Raw genomic sequence first — 20,648 nt, 5'->3', positions numbered from 1 at the left:
CAACCAATCGTAAATTAATCTTCCTTGACACGCAGATTGATTACACTTGTTACATCTTGATAAATCTTAACCGGAACATCAATCAAACCAACTGCTCGAATTGGTGATTGAACTTGAATGTGGCGCTTATCAATTTTAATACCAAATTGTTTTTGCAATTCTTCTGCAATCTTCTTGTTAGTAATTGACCCAAAAGTTCGTCCGTCTGGACCAACTTTTTCGACAAACTCAACGATTGTTTCTTCTGCTTCCAGTTTTGCTTTAATTTCCTTCGCTTCTGCAAGCATCTCTGCATGTGCTTTTTCTTCTGATTTTTGCTTACCACGCAACTCACCAATGGCTTGAGCTGTAGCTTCCTTAGCAAGGTTTTTCTTAATTAAAAAGTTTTGTGCATATCCAGTTGGCACTTCCTTAATTTCACCTTTTTTCCCTTTACCTTTAACATCTGCTAAAAAGATTACTTTCATTCTTCTGACTCCTTTTCTTTTGTTTCATTAAAAATAACTGTTTTCAGTTTATCTCCTGCTTCTTGCAGGCTCATATCTGTCAACCGCGCTGCAGCTAAGTTAAAGTGACCACCGCCACCTAACTCTTCCATAATTCGCTGGACATTGATCTTACTTCTGCTTCGCGCAGAAATGGAGATTGCTCCTTGACTATTCTTAGCAAGTACAAAGCTGGCCTCTATACCAGACATGGCAAGCATAGCATCAGCAGCCTTACTAATAACAACCGTATCGTACTCTTTATCCTCCAAAGCTTGAGCAACCAGGATTGATGGCTGTACCATTTGCCCCTGCAAAATGAGTTCATTTACCAATCGATATTCTTCAAAATCAGTAGCTGAAATTTCCTGAATGACAATGCTATCACTCCCTCTCGTTCTGAGATAACTTGCAACATCAAAAGTTCGACTAGTTACCCGAGAGGTGAAATTTTTAGTATCCAACATCATTCCCCCCATAAGAACACTAGCCTGAATACGACTCAAACGTTTCTTCTTAGAGTTTTGAAATTGAATCAATTCTGTTACTAGTTCACTAGCACTACTAGCTCCACTCTCGATATAGGTAATGACCGAATTATCTGGAAAATCTTGGTCACGACGATGATGGTCAATGACAATCGTCTGGGTAAACAAGTCATAAAACTCTTTGGATAATGTTAAAGCTGTCTTAGAATGGTCAACCATCACCAGTAAGGAGCGTTTGGTAACCATTGTCATCGCTTGATTTAAAGGAAGAAGTTTTGAAACACCCTCATCTTCCAAATAATTGACCGCTCGAGCGATATCTGGAGACAGCTGTGTAGGATCATAAACCACATAACTATCTTCTAGTACATTACTCGAAAACAACTGCATTCCAACTGCTGAACCAAGAGCATCCATATCAAGATTCTTGTGACCAACAACAAAAACTCGATCGACACTTTTAAGTTTATCTGAGATAGCTGTCATCATAGCACGAGTTCGTGTCCGAGTTCGTTTAACAGATGCTGCTGAACCACCTCCAAAGTAGATTGGATTTTTGGTTTCATCATTCTCTTTTACAACTACTTGGTCACCACCACGAACTTCCGCTAAGTTGAGATTGAGGAGAGCAACCTTCCCAATCTGGTCATGATTCCCATCACCATAGGAAACTCCTATACTCATCGTTAGTGGCAAATTTCGTTGCTTAGCTTCCTCACGAAAGGTATCAATAACAGAAAACTTATCCTGCATCAAGTGATCAAGTACAGTGTAGTCAGTAAATAGATAAAACCGATCCATGCTCACTCTACGAGAAAACATGGCATGTTTTGTACTAAATTCTGAAACAAAATTTGCAACAAAGCTATTAATATGACTAATGTCTGATTCAGACGTTTCATTTTCCAAATCATCATAGTTATCAACTGAGATAATCCCGATTACCGGTCTACTTGTCACAAGCTCAGCAGTAGCCTCATACTCACCAGAAACATCAAAAAAGTATAAGACACCTGAATTTCTATCTAAATGCACTGCATATCGTTTCTCCCCAACAATGGCATAAGCCCCTGGAGTAGAAATCGAACTCTTTAAAATCTTTTGAAATTGAGGAAAATCAATTTCTCCATCCTCAGTTGTTAAAATTAATTCCGCATAGGGATTGAACCATTCAATCTCACTGCTGTTCATGTTTAATTTAACAACTCCGACAGGCATTTGCTCTAGGAGGGCACTCAAACTATCAGTAGCCTGATGATTGACATACTGGATTTGCTCGATATCTGTTTTTTTGTAATATTTTTTCTGGAAATTAAATAGCAAAACATAGAATACAATAAATAAAAATAGACTTGCTATAGTGATCAGATTATCCTTTACTAATACAATCAAAATGGTCATAATCGTAAAGGTTACCATAGCAATCAGATACATAAAAAAGGGATTTATTTCATTTTTTTTCATTACAAACCTCTTGCGCATTATTATACCACAAATGTAGCCAAAAAGCGACTTTTAAAGAGGGAACCCTATATTCAGATAATCGTAAAATATCCAAACTAAAAAGTGGTTTACACTAGTGTAAACCACCTTTACAGACTAATTTTTTTGATTATTTAACTTCTAGAAGACCGATATCTCCATCTTCTCGACGATAGATAACATTTGTTGTTTCATCTTCAACATCTACATAGATGAAGAAGTCATGTCCCAATAAATCCATCTGTAAGATAGCTTCTTCCAAATCCATTGGTTTCAAATCAATTTGTTTTGAACGAACAACTTTTGGTTGTGCTACATCTAAGTCCTCAACTAAAGCATCTGTAAAGAGTTGACTTGTAGATACTTTATTTCTGTTCTTACGTTCAATTTTAGTTTTGTTTTTACGAATCTGACGTTCAATCTTATCTGTCACCAAATCAATAGAACCGTACATATCTTGAGAAATATCTTCTGCACGAAGAGTAATAGATCCAAGCGGAATGGTTACTTCAACTTTAGCAGTCTTTTCACGGTAAACTTTCAAGTTAACACGCGCATCCAATTCTTGGTCTGCTTGGAAGTATTTTTCGATCTTTTCGAGTTTAGAAACTACATAATCACGAATTGCTTCTGTTACTTCTAGGTTTTCACCACGGATACTATATTTAATCATATAAGTACCTTCTTTCTAAACATATTTGTTTTTCTAACTATATTATAACGCTTTCATATTTTTTTTGCAAACTTTTTCCTCATCTTGCGAGGGAAAAAGTTTTAATATTCTGACAACCAGCCTCTAATAGCATACTTTTAAGACGATTCAAGGTAGTTCCAGTAGTATAAATATCATCAAATAGTAAGATATTTTCTGGAAGCTTCACGCCATCTTTCAGCAAAAAGGGAAATTCTGCAAGTAAGCGATCCGATCGATTTTTTGAAGAACTAGCCTCCACTTCTTTTTTAACCAAAATATCCAGATATGCTAACCCAGTATCCTTTATCAAACCTTCAACTTGATTAAAACCTCTGCTTTTTAAACGCTGGTCACTCAGAGGAACAATCACAATCTGATAGTTCTTATACTTCTTTAACTCTTTTTGCAATGTCTCAGAAAATACCTTTCTAAGAAGATAATCACCATCAAATTTATAGCGACTAAAATATTCTTTCATGGCCTGATTATAGGAATAAAGAGCCACATGATCAACCTTTACACCTTTTTTACACCAAAATTGACAATCTTGACAGATGATTGACATTCCTTTTTTAAAACAACTCGGACAATGATTACCACCAATGCTCTCGAAAGACGAAATACAGGATTCACAGACTAGTTCCTCCTCCTTTTTCAAACAGAGCAGGTTAGTAAAGGTTATCTCTTTTTGCAAATTTTTACCACACAATAAACACTTCATACTCCTGCCTCCTGATTCATTTGCTTAATCTCCTTTATGGCTTTCTTAATGGACAGATTGAGTCCGTCATGGAAAAATATCAGTTCTCCAGTAGGACGATCCATGCTTCTTCCAACTCGCCCACCAATTTGTACTAAACTTGACTTGGTAAAGAGTTGATGATTGGCTTCCACCACAAAAACATCTACACGAGGGAAGGTAACTCCACGCTCTAATATAGTTGTGCTTATTAATATCGTCAACTCTCCATCTCGAAAGGCCTGTACCTGCTCTAATCTGTCTTCTGTGATTGAAGATACAAAGCCTATTTTCTCATTCGGAAACTTCGCCTGCAAAATTTCTTTTAGCTTTTCTCCCTTTTTAATCTCAGAGGCAAAGATTAGTAAGGGATAGGCCGTCTTTCTCTGTTTCTCAATGTAAAGTTTTAATTTTGGAGGTAAGTCATTTTTTTCTAAATATCTATTAAAATGCGATAACCAGATTGGCTTGGGAACAATGAGAGGATTTCCATGAAAGCGACGAGGTAAACTGAGACGCTTTAACTCCCCTTGTTTAACTTTTCTATCTAACTCATCTGTTGACGTTGCTGTTAAAAATATTCTCAATCCATTTTCCTTTACACAATTGTTGACAGCATGGTAAAGCACTGGATTATCAACATAAGGAAAGGCATCCACTTCATCCACAATCAATAAATCAAAAGCTTCATAAAATTTTAATAGTTGGTGAGTGGTTGCTACAACTAAAGGTGTACGAAAATAGGGATCCGACTCCCCATGTAGTAGCGCAATATCACATGCAAAATCATTTTGTAGTCGTTTATGGAGCTCTAGGCAAACATCAATTCGTGGACTGGCCAGACAAACAGCTCCACCTTGATCAATCACCTTAGCGACAACTTGGTAGATCATCTCAGTCTTACCAGCTCCTGTCACTGCATGTACCAAGGTAGCCTCCTTCTTATCTACCGCCTGAAGGAGGCCTTGTGATACCCGCTCTTGAAATGGAGTCAGTTGACCTGACCATTTGAGTACATCTTGTTTGGGAAAACATTCTTGCGGAAAGTAATAGAGTTTTTGATCACTTCTTATTCGCTTCATAATCAAGCATTCTCGACAATAAAAAGCACCAATAGGCAAATGCCATTCCTCTTCTATCTGACTACCACAACGCTGACAAGATAGTTGTCCCTTTTCTTTTTTCATGGATGGAATTTGTTTTGCTTGTTGTCTCTCCTCATGACTTAATTCTTGCTCGGTAAAAAGGCGACCGAGATAATTTGGATTTACTTTCATATTTCTTTATTCGTAAAATGTAGAACTTTACGCTATTTTTTAGTACAATAAAAATATGGAATACAGAACTATAAAAGAGGACGGACAAGTCCAAGAAGAAATCAAAAAATCACGCTTTATCTGTCATGCCAAACGTGTCTATAGTGAGGAAGAAGCTCGTGACTTTATCACAGCTATCAAAAAAGAACACTATAAAGCTACCCACAACTGCTCTGCTTTTATTGTCGGTGAGCGTAGTGAAATCAAGCGAACTAGTGATGATGGAGAACCTAGTGGAACTGCTGGCGTTCCTATGCTAGGAGTTCTGGAGAATCACAACCTTACTAATGTCTGTGTTGTAGTTACTCGTTATTTTGGTGGTATCAAACTAGGGGCTGGTGGTTTGATTCGCGCTTATGCTGGTAGTGTTGCCCTAGCAGTTAAGGAAATTGGCATTATTGAAATCAAAGAGCAGGCAGGGATACAGATTCACATGACCTATGCCCAGTATCAAGAATATGGGAATTTTCTTAAAGAGCATAATCTTATAGAATTAGAGACAAACTTTACAGACCAAGTTGACACAATGATTTTCGTTGACAAAGAAAGGAAAGACGATATCAAGGCTGATCTCATTGAATTTTTCAATGGAAAAGTTACTCTAACTGACAAAGGTTTACGTGAAGTTGAAGTACCTGTAAATCTATCGTAAAGAAAGGAAATATCATATGGCTTTTGGAAGATTAATTCAGGGATTAGCTGGAAACTTTAGTGAACAAAGTAAAGAGGCTCTTACCAAAGAATTTGGACAGTATTTATTGGACAAGGAGGAAATTCAAAGCGGATATAAACTCATTCGTGATTCAATTATCTTTACTAATATCCGAATCATCTTTACAGATAAACAAGGGGCAACCGGACGGAAGATGTCTATCAAATCAATTTTCCTCATGAACATCGTCAATGTTGAAATGGAAACTGCTGGACTTGGGATTGATGATAGCGAGATTACGATTACTTATTTAGAAAATGCCTTTTTAAAATCTCACAATGAGCATTTTAATTCTCACAAATTTGAATTTCCAAAGAAAACTGATATTGTACCTCTTTACACCTATCTATTTGACTTAGCTTATCATAATCGTTTGAATATGAATGGTTTGAATCACTGATATAAAAAAATCCTATCACTCCGATAGGATTTCTATATTTTACAAAAGTTAAAGTTAGCGTTATACTAGTAGCATCTTATATAAAGAGGTGCTAATATGGCAATTTATAACAATATCACAGAACTCATCGGTAGAACACCGATTGTTAAATTAAATAACATTGTACCAGAAGGTGCAGCAGATGTTTATGTAAAACTTGAAGCTTTTAACCCAGGATCGTCAGTTAAGGACCGTATCGCCCTAAGCATGATTGAAAAAGCAGAACAAGAAGGTAAATTGAAACCAGGTTCTACCATTGTAGAAGCAACTAGTGGGAACACTGGTATTGGTCTCTCATGGGTTGGTGCCGCTAAAGGTTACAAAGTTGTTATCGTTATGCCTGAAACAATGAGCGTGGAACGTCGTAAAATTATCCAAGCTTATGGAGCTGAACTAGTCCTCACTCCTGGTAGCGAAGGAATGAAAGGTGCGATTGCAAAAGCGCAGGAAATTGCTGCTGAGCGTGATGGTTTCCTACCATTACAGTTTAATAACCAAGCTAACCCAGAGGTTCACGAAAGAACAACAGGAGCTGAAATTCTAGCTGATTTCGGAGCTGATGGTTTAGACGCCTTTGTTGCTGGTGTTGGTACTGGAGGAACTATTTCTGGTGTTTCTCATGCTCTTAAAACTGCTAACTCAAACATTCAAGTTTTTGCTGTTGAGGCAGACGAGTCAGCTATCTTGTCTGGTGAAAAGCCAGGTCCTCACAAAATTCAAGGTATCTCTGCTGGATTCATTCCAGATACACTTGATACAAAAGCTTACGATGGTATCGTTCGTGTAACATCAGATAACGCTCTTGCACTTGGCCGTGAAATCGGTGGAAAAGAAGGATTCTTAGTCGGTATTTCTTCTGCAGCAGCTATCTATGCAGCAATTGAAGTCGCTAAAAAACTTGGAGCAGGTAAAAAAGTCCTTGCGCTTGCACCAGATAACGGAGAACGTTACCTATCTACAGCACTCTATGAATTCGAAGTGTAGTCTCCTAAATACACTAAGCCCTTGTATGGGGCTTTTTGTTTACCTTTTAATACTCAATGAAAATCAAAGAGCAAACTAGGAAGCTAGCCGCAGGCTGTACTTGAGTACGGCAAGGCGAAGCTGACGTGGTTTGATTTTGATTTTCGAAGAGTATAAAATAAAAAAAGGATTCATATAGGTCCCCTTCCAACAAAAGAAAAGGAAGCAGATTAGCTTCCTTACTTTTTTATTAGTTATTCAAGGCTGCTGCCATTGTAGCTGCAACTTCTGCTTCAAAGTCGTTTGCAGCTTTTTCGATACCTTCACCAACTTCAAAGCGAGCGAACTCAACTACTGAAGCGTTAACTGATTCAAGGTAAGCTTCAACTGTCTTGCTGTCATCCATGATGTAAACTTGTGCAAGAAGTGTGTATGCTTGGTCAACTTTAGTGTTGTCAAGCAAGAAACGATCCATTTTACCTGGGATGATTTTATCCCAGATTTTTTCTGGTTTGCCTTCTGCAGCCAACTCAGCTTTAATATCAGCTTCAGCTTGAGCAATCACTTCATCAGTTAATTGAGCTTTTGATCCATATTTCAAGTGTGGAAGAGCTGGTTTACCAACCATAGCACGGCTTTCGTTATCTTGGTCGATAACGTGGTTCAATTGTGCCAACTCATCTTTAACAAATTGCTCATCCAACTCTTTGTATGAAAGAACTGTTGGTTTCATAGCAGCGATGTGCATTGAAATTTGTTTAGCAAGTGCTTCGTCTCCACCTTCGATTACAGAGATAACACCGATACGTCCACCGTTGTGTTGGTATGCTCCGAAGTGTTGTGCATCTGTTTTTTCAATCAAAGCAAAGCGACGGAATGAGATTTTTTCTCCGATAGTTGCTGTTGCAGACACATAAGCTGCTTCCAGAGTTTCACCTGAAGGCATTGTCAAAGCAAGAGCTTCTTCGTTATTAGCTGGTTTTCCTTCAGCGATTGCTTTAGCTGTTGCGTTTACCAACTCAACAAATTGAGCGTTTTTCGCAACGAAGTCAGTTTCAGCATTTACTTCAACAACTGCTGCAACGTTACCGTCAACATAAACACCAGTCAAACCTTCTGCAGCAACACGGTCAGCTTTCTTAGCTGCTTTTGCCATACCTTTTTCGCGAAGCAATTCGATCGCTTTTTCGATATCGCCTTCAACTTCAACCAATGCTTTTTTAGCGTCCATAACACCAGCACCAGATTTTTCACGCAACTCTTTAACAAGTTTAGCTGTAATTTCTGCCATTTTGATTCTCCTATATTTTTAAAAAATAGGAGAGCCGGGCTAAGCCCCGCCCTCCTAGGTAATTACTATTTATATGAATTAAGCGTTGTCGCCTTCTACAACTTCAACGATTTCTTCGATTGAGTCTGCTTGAGCTTCTGAAGCTGCAAATTCTGCTTCAACTGCTGCAACAGCATCTTCACCTTGGCGACCTTCGATGATAGCGTCTGCCAATTTAGCTGTAATCAACTTAACTGCGCGGATAGCGTCATCGTTAGCTGGGATGATTACATCGATATCGTCTGGATCTGTGTTTGTGTCAACCATCGCTACAACTGGGATTCCCAATTTTTTAGCTTCTTTAACAGCGATTTGCTCTTTATGTGGGTCAACTACGTACATTACATCTGGAATACGAGGCATATCTTCGATACCACCCAAGAATTTTTCAAGACGTGCACGTTGTTTGTTAAGAAGTGCAACTTCTTTCTTAGGAAGAACTTCAAAAGTTCCATCTTCTTCCATACGTTTGATTTCTTTCAAACGAGCGATACGTTTTTGGATTGTTCCCCAGTTTGTAAGAGTTCCACCCAACCAACGGTGGTTGATGAAGTATTGACCTGAACGTACTGCTTCTTCAGCAACTGCATCAGCTGCTTGTTTCTTAGTACCAACAAACAATACAACTGCATCGTTAGCTGCAGCATCACGCATGAAATCGTATGCTTGGTCAGCGTATTTTACAGTTTGTTGCAAGTCGATAACGTGGATTCCGTTACGTTCAGTGAAGATGTACTTAGCCATCTTAGGGTTCCAGCGACGAGTTTGGTGACCAAAGTGTACACCAGCCTCAAGAAGTTGTTTCATTGAAATTACTGCCATGAGTATTTCTCCTTTTTGTTTTTTTCCTCTTCTTGATTTCAGCTTGCAAAACGACCTGAAGGCAACAGCTTCACAATTCATCAAGAATGAGTATTATCGTTTACACGACAAATTACATTGTATCATAGTTGAGCCTTTTTTTCAAGTAATTTTGCTAGTTTTTCAATGAAAACTCAAACGTCTCAGACTAACTTCTACCATAGTGGAACTTACTCTGACACGGAATTCCACTGTTTTTTACAATTTTTATCAGATTAACTTCCACTCGTACTAGCGGTGGAACTTAGTTTGGGTATTTAGCGAAAACTCAAACTTGGGATTTCACCATCTTATAAATAAGAAAAGAGACCCAATCTGAGTCTCAATTTTTTCATTAGTTTGGATAGATGTAAGTAACATAACCTTCAGAAGTTGTAGTTGGGTTGAACCATCCACGTTTGTTACCAATTGTACGATCTCCACCGTAGTTAGATTCAGATACCTGAATACTTGATGATGATGAAACAGCTGTAACAACCGCTACGTGTCCATATCCTCCATCATTCCAACATGCAATCGCACCAACTTGTGGTTGAGAACCAGTACGGAATCCTGCTGCAGCTGCACTTGTTGCCCACTGCGCTCCGTTACCCCAGTAATCTCCAGCCCAAGGTGCCAATGTTTTAGCTCCCCAAGTACATTCACCAGTTGGATAACTTGAAGCATTTGTACTATATGTTGGACGTGATGTTGTACGAGTAGCTACAGGTGTGTAGCTTGAATCATCATCTGATGATGAAGAACTTGAAGTTGCTTGCACTTGTGCAGCAAAGCTTGTATTTGCTGATGCTGCAACTGATTGTTGTTGACTTGCTTGTCTAGCTTTATAAGCTGCTTCTGCCTCTGCTGCCGCTTTAGCTTCTGCCTCTGCTGCTGCTTTTTGCTCCAACAAGCTAGTTTTTTCATTTTCTGCTGTAGCTTTTTCAGCTGCAAGATTTAACTCAGCTACTTTCAATTCTGCTTGTTTTGTTGTCAAAGCTTGAGCATCGTCAGCAAGTGTTTGTTGGTTAGCAATGACTGTATTGATTGCTTCGTTGTTTGCAACTTGTTTTTCAGAGATAGCTTTCTTATCTTCTTTTTGTTGCTGCAACATTTTATTGTTTGCTGATACGATTTCACTCATAGCTGCTACACGAGAAATAGCTTCTGTGATTGAGTCAGAGTTAATAATCGTATTGATGTAGCTTGTAGCAGTTCCGTTCGTTTGTGCACTACGAGCTTGGTTTTCAAGCGATGCATTACGAGCTACAATATTTTTTGAAAGCTCTGCGATTTCACCTTCAAGTTTTTTAGATTCTTCTTGAAGTTTTTCGTTTTCAGATTGCAATTTTTCTTGCTCTGATTGAATAGCTGAAACTTTAGTTTGAATTTCGTCTACTTGTTTTTGAGCTTCTTTCTGTTGAGCTGTCAAGTTACTAATTTTACTATCTTGAGCAGCAATCTTTTCATCTGTTGTATTTGCTTTAACACTTGAAAGAACAGCTCCTTGTGAGACCAATACTGTACTTAACAAAAGTGATGCTAGGATTTTTTTCTTCATAAGTGTGAATACTCCTTCTTTTAAGACAATACTAGTATATCAAAAAAAGGCCTAATAAATATTACGCCTTTATTACAGTTTTGTTTCTTTCTTATAGATATATTTTTTCAAAAATAAACTGGAAAACTAACATCCATAGACAGTTTAATATCATTGACGGAACTAGACCATAAACGATAAAGACTGTTATACTTTCAGCAGTTAATCCAATCATTTGCGCTAGAAGAAAACTACCAAATTCAAAAGAGAAAGTCATCATTAAAATAGCTAATAGTCTAGTCCATCTATTTGATAAAATGATCGCATTATTTTTATAAATAATTGCGCCAATTATAACGAAAAGTAGACTAGCAATCCCTACTAAATGGAAAAAATAAATATCGTATATAAGACCAATAAATAAGCAATAAACTAAAAATAGATACTCCGATACTTCAATAGTTTCAAACAACAAGAAGATGAAGATAAAGTGACTCACAATTTGAAAATGTGGAAAAAAACTATTTACAAATTGCCCTAAATGACTGTCTATTAATACAACTATAGGCAAGAGCAAAAACATTCCTATCTGCTTCAACAGTCTCATGATGGATTCCCCACTAACTCTACGACTTTGGTATTCATTGAATCAGACTGAAGTTTGACTAACACTTCTCTTGTCAGATAGTCATTGCTATGCGTCACAGATTCGACCTCACCTACTGGAATGTCAGTAGCATTAAAATTACCAAGACCACCAGTTACTACCTTGTCTCCTTGACTGATATCACTACTACTATTTAACTGGCTTATTTTAAGCAAGTCTTTTTCTTTGTCGTACCCAATGATAATACCATATATACTAGTCGAACCGTGCTGAATTTTAACGGAGATTTTCTCCGTATTTTCAGCGTTGGTTAATAAGTTGACCACAGTAGAGTTATCTTCAATCTTTCCCACGCTTCCAATCAGTCCCCCACCAGCAATCACAAGCATATTGCTTGTCACGCCTTGTTGAGAACCTGCATCAATTGTCAACTCTTGTTTCCAGGTTGCAGGAGTTCTCATGATGACGTCAGAAGCAATTAACTTGGTTGCACTCAATTTTGACTTCATATCCAATAACTGACGCAGTTGCTCATTTTCTTCCTTCAGACTGTCTGCTTCATTCGTTTCCTTCTTCATCTGATAGAGTTCTTTTTTGAGAGTTTCATTCTCGTTATAGGTTCTGGTCAAACGACCTAAATCAGATTTTACGGAAGAAAGCCATTGAAAAGGCTTTTGCACTATTCTATCGACTAATGAAATGCCATCTCCAGCTTTTGTTACAACTGCACTTGATTGTGTTGTCACTAAAAAAACGGATACTACTAATACAACGACAAATAGAACAATGATATATTTTGATTTTTTAAAATGGTTCATACCTCTACCTTATATTATATTCTAAGATTTTAGCAAAAATAGAATTGCACCCAATACACAAACAAATAATAGCGCTATACTGTCTCTGTTCATCCAATTTAACTGTCGATACTGACTGCGTCCATTCCCACCTTGATACCCCCTAGCTTCCATAGCTGTAGCAAGAGAGTCTGCTCGTTTCAAACTGGTAGCGAACAAAGGAATCAAAATAGGAATCATAGCCTTAACCTTTTGAATTACATTTCCTTCTCCAAAATCTACACCACGCGCCTTTTGAGCATTCATGATTCGAATCGTATCATCCATCAAGGTTGGTACAAATCTCAAACTCATAGACAACATGAGCCCAATCTCATGAACTGGAACCTTAAATCTTTTTAAAGGTCCAAGCAAGGATTCAACTGCTGTTGCCAAACTAAGTGGCATGGTCGTCAAGGTTAGCAAGGTTGAGAAAAAGATAATCAACACAAAACGACAAAAAATAATTCCTGCCTGCTCAATACCATAGCTTGTAATTTTTATAAATCCCATCTCGAACAAGACTTGACCACCAGATATAAAGAACAGTTGAAAAAGGGTTGTAAAAGCAATCAGAAAAAACATAGATCGCAAACCTTTTATAAAAAAAGATAAGGGAACTTCTGATAAAACGACAAATATGCCTGTTGCAATGAAGAGTATGAAATTTGTAATTGGATTATTGGCCCAAAAAGCAATGATGATCAATAAAATCATTGCTATTAACTTACTACGAGGATCTAGACGATGAATAATCGAATTTCCTGGTATGTATCGACCTAAAATCATATTATCCATTGATAAACTCCTTAAACTCCTCTATCGTTATCGGTAATTGTTCGAAAGAAATTCCTCTGTCAGCTAGCCTTTGAGCAAATCGTGTGATTTTAGGAACACCCAGTTGGATTTTTTCCATAAATTCGACATTTTGAAAGACAAGACTTGGCTTCCCACCCTTAACTAATTTCCCTTTTTCCATCACATAAACTTGGTCAGCAAATTCGGCCACATCATCCATAAGGTGGGTTACTAAAACAATTGTTATGCCATTTTGATGAAGCTTTTTAAACAAGTCCATCAACTCTTTTCGACCAATTGGATCCAAACCAGCTGTTGGTTCGTCTAAGACCAAAATGCTAGGCTCCATCGCCAAAATTCCAGCAATAGCAACCCGTCTCATTTGTCCCCCTGAAAGTTCAAATGGACTTCGTTCAAAGAGGGATTCATCGATTCCTACTAAAGCTAGTTTTTCACGCGCGATAGCTTCTGCCTCTTCTACAGAAACTCCAAAATTTTGAGGTCCAAAAGCCACATCTTTTAGGACAGTTTCCTCAAATATTTGATTTTCTGCAAACTGAAATACCAACCCAACTTGTTTGCGAATTTGACGAATTTGCTTATTGACGGATGTTGGTGTAATCAATGTATCAAAGACACGAACACTTCCCTCTGTAGGAACCAACAAACCATTCAAGAGTTGTAGAATTGTAGATTTCCCACTTCCTGTATGCCCAATAATCGCAGTATAAGAGCCATCCTCTATTGACAAACTGACGTCGGACAAGGCAGCTGAGGCAAACGGCGTTCCTTCTTGATACGTATAACTAACATTCTCTAGAATAATTCCCATAAAGCCTCCTCGAGCTCCTCCTCGGTCAGGTAGTGCTCTGGTAATTTCAAGCCACTAGTGCGTAGCGAATCTTTTAATTGGTTGACAAAGGGTTGATCTAAGCCAATTTGATCTAAATCCGATCTAGAAAATAACTCTCTAGGAGTGCTAGTTGACTCGACTTCTCCTTTTTTCATCACCAAAACTCTGTCACTCATGGCCACCTCATCCAGATCATGCGTAATGGAGATGACTGTCATCTGATGGTCTTTGCGAATCTTCTGGACTATCTTAATCAACTCTAATCGTCCCTCAGGGTCCAACATACTTGTAGCCTCATCCAAGATTAAAATATCTGGTCGCAGAGCAACAACACCTGCAATAGCTACTCTCTGTTTCTGACCTCCTGACAAGCGGGCTGGTTCCTTTTTAGCAAATTCAGCCATTCCAACCAATGATAAAGCCTCAGAAACGCGTTTCTTCATCTCTTCAAGTGGGATTCCTTGATTTTCCAGTCCAAAAGCAACGTCGTCTTCAACAGTTGCTCCTACGAATTGGTTATCAGGATTTTGAAAGACCATACCAATCTTACGTCTTTTTTCCCAGACATTTTCTGGAGTTAGGCAATCACCGTCTATCCAAATTTCTCCAGATTCAGCCTCGAGCAAACCATCAATCAAGCGAACTGTCGTTGATTTTCCACTACCATTATGACCAACGATAGACAACCATTCTCCACGTTTCACGTGAAACGAAATGTTATGAACATCATAATGTTCTTGATCTGCCTGATATCGAAAAGACAGGTCTTTTATCTCAATAATCGATTCCATATCTAACGAAAGGTTCCTTTAAACAAATATGCGCTTCCCTTGAAATAATCATAACCAGAATAAACTGTGAAGAACAAGGCAATATAAAGAGTTATCTGACCAAGCACATTCCAGTGAAGTAGCAAGAATATAATCGCAAACATCTGACTAAATGTCTTGATTTTTCCAGGCATAGCAGCAGCTAGAACAGTACCTCCTGTTTCAACTAAGAGCAAGCGTAAACCGGTGACAGCAAGTTCACGGCAGATAATAACTGCTACCACCCAAGCTGGTGCCATCTTTAGACCAACCAACATGATAAAGGCTGACATGACCAATAACTTATCAGCCATTGGATCCGCAAACTTTCCGAAATTACTAACCACTTGCCATTTTCTAGCTAAATAACCATCTAGATAGTCAGTGATACTGGCAATAGCAAAAATAACTGCTGCTATTTTATGTAACACAGGAGATGGTCCAACTGATAGAAGGAGAATAAAAATCGGAATAAATAAAATTCTACCAAGCGTAAGCATATTAGGAATATTCTCTTTTTTCATGTTATCCTTCCTTTAGTTTGAACTTAATGTTAGAGTAATCCAACCAGTTTGACCAGTTAATTTTGAAGTGTCAATTTCCTTATTATCAATTTTCACCGACACTCCTTTAACAACACCCAATGTTATGGTTACTGGAGATCCTTTAGAAATGGTTGTTTTAGCTGTTTTATTATTAGGTTCAAGAGTCACTCCTCCTGCTAAATCAGTATCCGAAACACTAATCCAGCTTGTTGCATCTGTTACAGATAATTGAAGCTCCGCAGAATCTTTAGATGTCTTATATTCCACTGATAAAGCATCTCCCTGACCTGAAACAGTCAAAGTAGTTGCCTCACTCGAACTTGATGAACTAGTAGCTTGACTACTACTTGATTCTACACTACTAGAGCTACTTGTTGAACTCACAACACTATAAGTTGCTGCAGAAGACGCAGTTGGTTGGGTTTGAATATAATTCCACACATAGTAGGTTACAAAAATTAAAATTGATAAAGAAAAAAGAACAAAGTAAAATAGCGGGAGAAATGAATTTTTCTTTCGATTAGACCGTCTACGTCCTGAAAGTTCAATCTCATCTACATCAACTTCTTCATAAGTAATCATACTTCCCGAATCATAGGCATCTAGAACGATATTTTCATCTAATTCAACAGCCCAAGCATACTTTCTCAAAAATGAACGAGCATAAAAAGTACTCGGTAGTTTGTCAAAATCATCTGACTCCATTGCCTCCAACAAATCCAGCTGAATATCTGTCTTTCTGTGCAATTCCTCTAAGCTCAGTCCTTGGTTAATCCTTGCAAGGCGTAAGACCTCGCCAATTGTTTTTTTTCTCATACTTAACATTCCTTCTTTCTAGTGTATTTTCTAGCGATTATATCGGAAAAATTGTACAATCAACCATGTCGCTATTATCTATCAAATCATGTCCTGCTTCTAGAACATCCTCAAGAGTAATTTCCTGCAAAAGTTTAGGAAGGTCAAACAGGGTAGAACCTGTATCGGTTGGATGATACTGAGTGGCAATGTATTCTAGGGAATCCATACTATGAAGAAATTCTCCATACATCTCAGTTTTTACAATATCCAAGTGATCCTCAGTTACATCCTCATCTTTCATAAAATTGCGAATAGCTTTACGAAATTGATGAGAAAGTGCCACAGGTTCCTTTGTATCCATTGTTAATATCACAAAATGGAAACGAGGATCAACTTCTATTTCTAGAGACAGGGAAGCATCCAGTTTACCTGTCTCATATAATTTTTGAAATCTTTGTGAAGTCCAACCAAACATCATTGTAAACAACAATTTCAATAAAAGATGATAACGATACTGATCTCGACTTCCGATATCTTCATTTCCTCTAATACCGATTGCTAGTTTTGGAGAAGCCACGTCCATCCGTAAACTTTCAGTAGTCTTTACAGGATGTAAAGGTATTTTTTCTCTCTTAAACTCATGTTTTTTTTCTTGAGGATGAGATTTCTTAGCAAAATAATCTTCAAGGAGTTCAAAATCAAAATTCCCCACTAAAAAGATATTACTATTGACAGGTCTGTAAAACTCTTTAAAGTTCTCTTTTAAATCCTCCAAACAAATAGCATCAATAGAGTTTTCACTACCAACAATATCTGAAGCTAAAGAACTTTCTGGATAGAGATTTGCCAAAGTCTTGAAAAATAGACAAGAATCCGGATCATCCTGATACATTTCTCTTTCCTGTTGAATGATATCCTTTTCGCGTTCCACAGATTCTTCAGTCATATTGAAAGTAGTGACAAGTTCTTCTAGCAAATCTAAACACTCTAGAACATTTTCAGAAGTCGAGAAAAGATAGCTAGTGTTCGTAAAGCTCGTAAAGGCATTACTTTCAGCACCCAACTCTGTAAAAGCTGCCATAACATCTCCAGAATCTTCTCTTTCAAAAAGCTTATGTTCTAAGAAATGAGCGATTCCTTGTGGATATTGTTGTAAGTCCTTATCATCCACTGTAAACCTTGTGTCAACAGAACCGACTTGGACACTTACAACGCCATAAACCTCGTTAAAGTCCTTTTTAGGTAGTAAAGTAACTGTCAAACCATTTTCTAATCTAGTTTGATACAAAGTTTCTTTTACAGCAGGATAATATTTCTTTTGAAAAGTAGGTCTGGTCATTCTGCTCCTTCCATAAAATAAATAGCCTGCAACTTAAAACTGTTTGCTGCTTCACAAATTGCTTCTCTATCAACTTGTTCAAGCTTATCGATTAAAGATTTTGTGTCAAGATTCGCCTTCCCAAAAAAAGTTGACAGATAATATTTATCGACGATAGAATCTTGATTATCCTGAGCAAGTAGTAAGGATCGACGAATCATTTGTTTGGTCTGATCAATTTCCTTATCTGTAAACTTGCCATTTTTTATGTCAAGTAACTGATGATTCATCAATTTTCTTACTTTGTTTCGATTTTGCCGATCAATTCCAGCAAACAATCGTAAAAATCCACTAAAGAGATCCAAATGACTTGATACCGTATAGGCCAGTCCTTCTTTTTCTCTCACTTGGGTAAATAGTTTCGAATGAGGAAAGGCTCCTAAAAGACCATTGACAAAAAGCACTGCCATCTGTTCTTCATCACCATATGCCACTGAACTATGGTAGCCCATCTCTAAAACAGACTGTCCTAATCTCTTTCTAACAATACCTTCTCTAAGAATATTAGAATAGGGTTGCTGATATTGAATGTTTACAGCTGATTTACGACCTATTAACGGAAATTTATGTAAAAACTCTAAAACTTCAATTTCATTAAAATCGCCTAAGAAGAAAATATCTATTTGGTCTTCTTTTAGCATTTTTTGATAGCTTGAAAAACATGTTTTTGAATTCTCTTCTGAAATTCTAGAAATCAAATCTTTTGGAACTAGCTGCATTGATTCTTCTTGGAAAAACAATTGATCTAACTCTTTATGTGCAAAGAAGAATGGGTCTTCCAATTCTGATTCTAGCCTTGATAAGATCTGTTTTTTCTCGATGTCAAAAGCATTTTTCTCAAATCCATCCTCATCCGACAATGGTGTAAACAGAACCTGGTGCAGTAATTCTAAAATTTGAGAAGTTAATACGTTTTTCTTACTTAAAAATTCATCACGCACATAGGTAATATTCAAATCCACAAGATGACTTTGTCCTCTTCGATAGGCGTGCGCTGACAAATCAGTTCCATACAAGGTTGCTAAACGTTTTCTAAACAGTTGAGCAGTTGGATAACTTTGGTTGGCAGTTTCAAACATACTGGCACTTAACATGCGACTTGAAATTGAATCCAAAGACAATGGAGCTGTGAAACGCACAGTAATTTTATTAGTTTTAAATTTTTTTGATTGGATAAAATGCACTGCAATTCCAGGTACTAACTCCATCGCTTACCTCCTTCTACATAGAGTTCTATTATACCATGAAAAGAGAAAATTTTCTTGTTCTCTTTATTCCTTTTAGAATTAAAATCGCTTTCATTTCTAATGAATTTACCTCTGCCATTTCAAGGTAAAATATGGTATAATACCAAAGATTGAGGTGAACTATGGAATACAAATTATTTGAAGAATTTATCACTCTCCAAGCTCTCTTGAAAGAACTTGGTATTATACACAGTGGCGGAGCCATTAAATCCTTTTTAGCTGAGCATCTTGTCTACTTTAATGGCGAATTGGAAAATCGTCGTGGGAAAAAAGTAAGAATCGGAGACTCCATCGACATTCCTGATTTGAAAATCCACATCATTTTGACTCAACCTAGTCAAGAAGAACAGGAAGAATATCTTCAAGAAAAACTTGAGAAAGAACGTGTGGCTAAACTTGTCAAAGAAATGAATAAGACGGTCAAAAAAAAGCCAACAAAAAAGACCCAGAAAGCTGAAACAAAAACTGCGCCACGTTTCCCAGGTAGATAAGTATGTGGCTGAAAAATTTATCCATCAAACAATTTCGAAACTATCAGGATACTGAAATTGAATTTAATCCTAAATTGAATGTATTTGTTGGTCGAAATGCACAAGGCAAAACCAATCTCCTGGAAAGTATTTACTTTTTAGCTTTAACTAGAAGCCATCGGACAAAGACAGACAAAAATTTAATTCAATTTGAAGAAGAACAGCTTCAAGTTTCTGGAATTCTTCAAAAACGAACGGCTACTGTTCCACTTGAGATTGACTTGACTCCAAAAGGTCGGATTACTAAAGTTAATCACTTAAAACAAGCTCGGCTATCTGACTATATTGGACACATGAATGTTGTTCTATTTGCACCCGAAGATTTACAACTTGTCAAAGGAGCACCTGCTATCCGACGTAAGTTTATAGATATGGAACTAGGACAAATCAAACCCATATACTTGTCAGACTTGTCAAGCTACAACCATGTGCTCAAACAAAGAAATACCTACTTAAAATCAGCGAATCAGATTGACGAAACATTTTTATCTGTTCTAGATGACCAGCTAGTAGACTACGGTTGTCGGGTGATGGTCCACAGAGAAGAATTTATAAAAAAAATGGAATCTTTTGGTCGTGAAAAGCACTTTGATATTTCAGACCAATTAGAAGAGTTGTCAATTCGTTATCAACCATCCGTAAACTTCACTGACAAGGGAAAACTAGCAGAATCTTTCTATGCAGCACTTCAAAAAAGTAGATCAAGAGATTTATTTAAGAAGAATACTGGAGTTGGTCCTCATCGAGATGATATGATTTTCTTAATCAACGGTATAGAAGCAAGTTTTGGCAGTCAAGGACAGCATCGTAGCCTTGTCCTCTCTATCAAACTAGCTGAAATTGAGTTGATGGAGAGTATTACCAAGGAAGCGCCTATTCTTTTACTTGACGATGTTATGAGTGAACTTGACAATACTCGTCAACTTAAATTATTAGAGACTATATCTCAAAACATTCAAACCTTTATTACTACAACTAGTTTAGAGCATCTTCAGAACTTACCTGATAATCTCAGTGTATTTACAGTAAAAGATGGTCAATTGTCTGTAAACTAATATTTACAATATTGTAATAAAAAAATCTCCTGTCAAATGAACTGCACCCCAAAAGTTAGACAGAAAAAATCTAACTTTTGGGGTGTTTTGTTATGAAATTAACTTATGAGGATAAAGTCCAGATCTATGAACTTAGGAAGCAAGGTCATAGCTTCAAGGAGCTT

22 protein-coding genes are annotated in these 20,648 nt (G+C 37.3%); 5 read left to right on the top strand and 17 right to left on the bottom strand.

Annotation, left to right across the window (positions count from 1 at the left end):
• Nucleotides 1–14 precede the first annotated feature (14 nt).
• The 5 genes from rplI to QM928_RS03820 form a co-directional block, all read right to left on the bottom strand.
• On the bottom strand, nt 15–467 hold the full coding sequence (gene rplI / locus QM928_RS03840) for a 50S ribosomal protein L9 (protein ID WP_414294550.1): 453 nt from the start codon (nt 465–467) through the stop codon (nt 15–17).
• Nucleotides 464–2,437 carry a DHH family phosphoesterase gene (locus QM928_RS03835; RefSeq protein WP_414273472.1) on the bottom strand — a complete coding sequence of 658 codons (1,974 nt, stop codon included), beginning with the start codon at nt 2,435–2,437 and terminating at the stop codon, nt 464–466. The genes rplI and QM928_RS03835 overlap by 4 nt, the downstream gene beginning before the upstream one ends.
• 148 nt (nt 2,438–2,585) lie before the next feature.
• Complete coding sequence (hpf, locus tag QM928_RS03830; protein ID WP_045762429.1) at nt 2,586–3,128, bottom strand: ribosome hibernation-promoting factor, HPF/YfiA family; 543 nt, start codon at nt 3,126–3,128, stop codon at nt 2,586–2,588.
• A 79-nt stretch (nt 3,129–3,207) separates the two neighbouring features.
• Entirely contained in the window at nt 3,208–3,870 is a 663-nt protein-coding gene (locus QM928_RS03825) for a ComF family protein (protein ID WP_414294549.1), read from the bottom strand.
• Nucleotides 3,867–5,165 carry a DEAD/DEAH box helicase gene (locus QM928_RS03820; RefSeq protein ID WP_414294548.1) on the bottom strand — a complete coding sequence of 433 codons (1,299 nt, stop codon included), beginning with the start codon at nt 5,163–5,165 and terminating at the stop codon, nt 3,867–3,869. Before QM928_RS03820 ends, QM928_RS03825 begins: the two co-directional genes overlap by 4 nt.
• Nucleotides 5,166–5,220: 55 nt before the next feature.
• Between QM928_RS03820 and QM928_RS03815 the strand changes: the two genes are divergently transcribed.
• The 3 genes from QM928_RS03815 (at nt 5,221) to cysK (ending at nt 7,339) form a co-directional block, all read left to right on the top strand.
• On the top strand, nt 5,221–5,856 hold the full coding sequence (locus tag QM928_RS03815) for a YigZ family protein (protein WP_414294547.1): 636 nt from the start codon (nt 5,221–5,223) through the stop codon (nt 5,854–5,856).
• Nucleotides 5,857–5,872: 16 nt separating this feature from the next.
• Nucleotides 5,873–6,316, top strand: coding sequence for a PH domain-containing protein (locus QM928_RS03810; RefSeq protein WP_414294546.1), 444 nt, complete (start codon nt 5,873–5,875; stop codon nt 6,314–6,316).
• A gap of 96 nt (nt 6,317–6,412) precedes the next feature.
• Nucleotides 6,413–7,339: a cysteine synthase A gene (gene cysK / locus QM928_RS03805; protein ID WP_153224651.1), complete on the top strand. Its 927-nt coding sequence runs from the start codon at nt 6,413–6,415 to the stop codon at nt 7,337–7,339.
• Nucleotides 7,340–7,568: 229 nt separating this feature from the next.
• Here the strand turns inward: cysK and tsf are convergent, their stop codons facing one another.
• The 12 genes from tsf to yfmF all read right to left on the bottom strand — a co-directional run bounded on the left by tsf (nt 7,569) and on the right by yfmF (nt 18,860).
• Complete coding sequence (gene tsf / locus QM928_RS03800) at nt 7,569–8,609, bottom strand: translation elongation factor Ts (RefSeq protein ID WP_000808094.1); 1,041 nt, start codon at nt 8,607–8,609, stop codon at nt 7,569–7,571.
• A gap of 78 nt (nt 8,610–8,687) precedes the next feature.
• Nucleotides 8,688–9,470, bottom strand: coding sequence for a 30S ribosomal protein S2 (gene rpsB, locus QM928_RS03795; protein ID WP_000268462.1), 783 nt, complete (start codon nt 9,468–9,470; stop codon nt 8,688–8,690).
• Between the two features lie 373 nt (nt 9,471–9,843).
• A complete protein-coding gene (pcsB, locus tag QM928_RS03790; RefSeq protein WP_153224650.1) occupies nt 9,844–11,049 on the bottom strand; it encodes a peptidoglycan hydrolase PcsB in 1,206 nt (401 codons plus the stop codon).
• Between the two features lie 91 nt (nt 11,050–11,140).
• Nucleotides 11,141–11,635 (bottom strand): rod shape-determining protein MreD, encoded by a 495-nt coding sequence (gene mreD, locus QM928_RS03785; protein WP_153224649.1) that lies wholly within the window; start codon nt 11,633–11,635, stop codon nt 11,141–11,143.
• Nucleotides 11,632–12,453 (bottom strand): rod shape-determining protein MreC, encoded by an 822-nt coding sequence (gene mreC, locus QM928_RS03780; protein WP_414294545.1) that lies wholly within the window; start codon nt 12,451–12,453, stop codon nt 11,632–11,634. Before mreC ends, mreD begins: the two co-directional genes overlap by 4 nt.
• Before the next feature lie 21 nt (nt 12,454–12,474).
• Complete coding sequence (locus QM928_RS03775; RefSeq protein WP_414294544.1) at nt 12,475–13,269, bottom strand: energy-coupling factor transporter transmembrane component T family protein; 795 nt, start codon at nt 13,267–13,269, stop codon at nt 12,475–12,477.
• Nucleotides 13,262–14,101 carry an energy-coupling factor transporter ATPase gene (locus tag QM928_RS03770; protein ID WP_414294543.1) on the bottom strand — a complete coding sequence of 280 codons (840 nt, stop codon included), beginning with the start codon at nt 14,099–14,101 and terminating at the stop codon, nt 13,262–13,264. Before QM928_RS03770 ends, QM928_RS03775 begins: the two co-directional genes overlap by 8 nt.
• Nucleotides 14,086–14,913, bottom strand: a complete 828-nt coding sequence (locus QM928_RS03765; protein ID WP_414294542.1) for an energy-coupling factor ABC transporter ATP-binding protein — start codon at nt 14,911–14,913, stop codon at nt 14,086–14,088. The genes QM928_RS03770 and QM928_RS03765 overlap by 16 nt, the downstream gene beginning before the upstream one ends.
• Before the next feature lie 2 nt (nt 14,914–14,915).
• On the bottom strand, nt 14,916–15,455 hold the full coding sequence (gene pgsA / locus QM928_RS03760; RefSeq protein ID WP_049530373.1) for a CDP-diacylglycerol--glycerol-3-phosphate 3-phosphatidyltransferase: 540 nt from the start codon (nt 15,453–15,455) through the stop codon (nt 14,916–14,918).
• A 12-nt stretch (nt 15,456–15,467) separates the two neighbouring features.
• On the bottom strand, nt 15,468–16,292 hold the full coding sequence (gene rodZ, locus QM928_RS03755) for a cytoskeleton protein RodZ (protein WP_414294541.1): 825 nt from the start codon (nt 16,290–16,292) through the stop codon (nt 15,468–15,470).
• A gap of 37 nt (nt 16,293–16,329) precedes the next feature.
• A complete protein-coding gene (gene yfmH / locus QM928_RS03750) occupies nt 16,330–17,613 on the bottom strand; it encodes an EF-P 5-aminopentanol modification-associated protein YfmH (protein ID WP_371608104.1) in 1,284 nt (427 codons plus the stop codon).
• Nucleotides 17,610–18,860, bottom strand: a complete 1,251-nt coding sequence (gene yfmF, locus QM928_RS03745) for an EF-P 5-aminopentanol modification-associated protein YfmF (protein WP_371608105.1) — start codon at nt 18,858–18,860, stop codon at nt 17,610–17,612. The genes yfmH and yfmF overlap by 4 nt, the downstream gene beginning before the upstream one ends.
• 161 nt (nt 18,861–19,021) lie before the next feature.
• On the opposite strand from yfmF, the gene yaaA reads away from it, so the two are divergent.
• Nucleotides 19,022–19,390 carry a S4 domain-containing protein YaaA gene (gene yaaA / locus QM928_RS03740; protein WP_075231086.1) on the top strand — a complete coding sequence of 123 codons (369 nt, stop codon included), beginning with the start codon at nt 19,022–19,024 and terminating at the stop codon, nt 19,388–19,390.
• 2 nt (nt 19,391–19,392) lie between these two features.
• Nucleotides 19,393–20,484, top strand: coding sequence for a DNA replication/repair protein RecF (gene recF, locus QM928_RS03735; RefSeq protein ID WP_371608106.1), 1,092 nt, complete (start codon nt 19,393–19,395; stop codon nt 20,482–20,484).
• The last annotated feature ends 164 nt before the right edge of the window (nt 20,485–20,648 follow it).

Origin of the sequence: Streptococcus infantis, assembly GCF_047460405.1 — a bacterium.
GTDB classification, from domain to species: Bacteria; Bacillota; Bacilli; order Lactobacillales; family Streptococcaceae; genus Streptococcus; species Streptococcus infantis_Q.
This window is presented reverse-complemented; position numbering and strand designations above follow the sequence as displayed.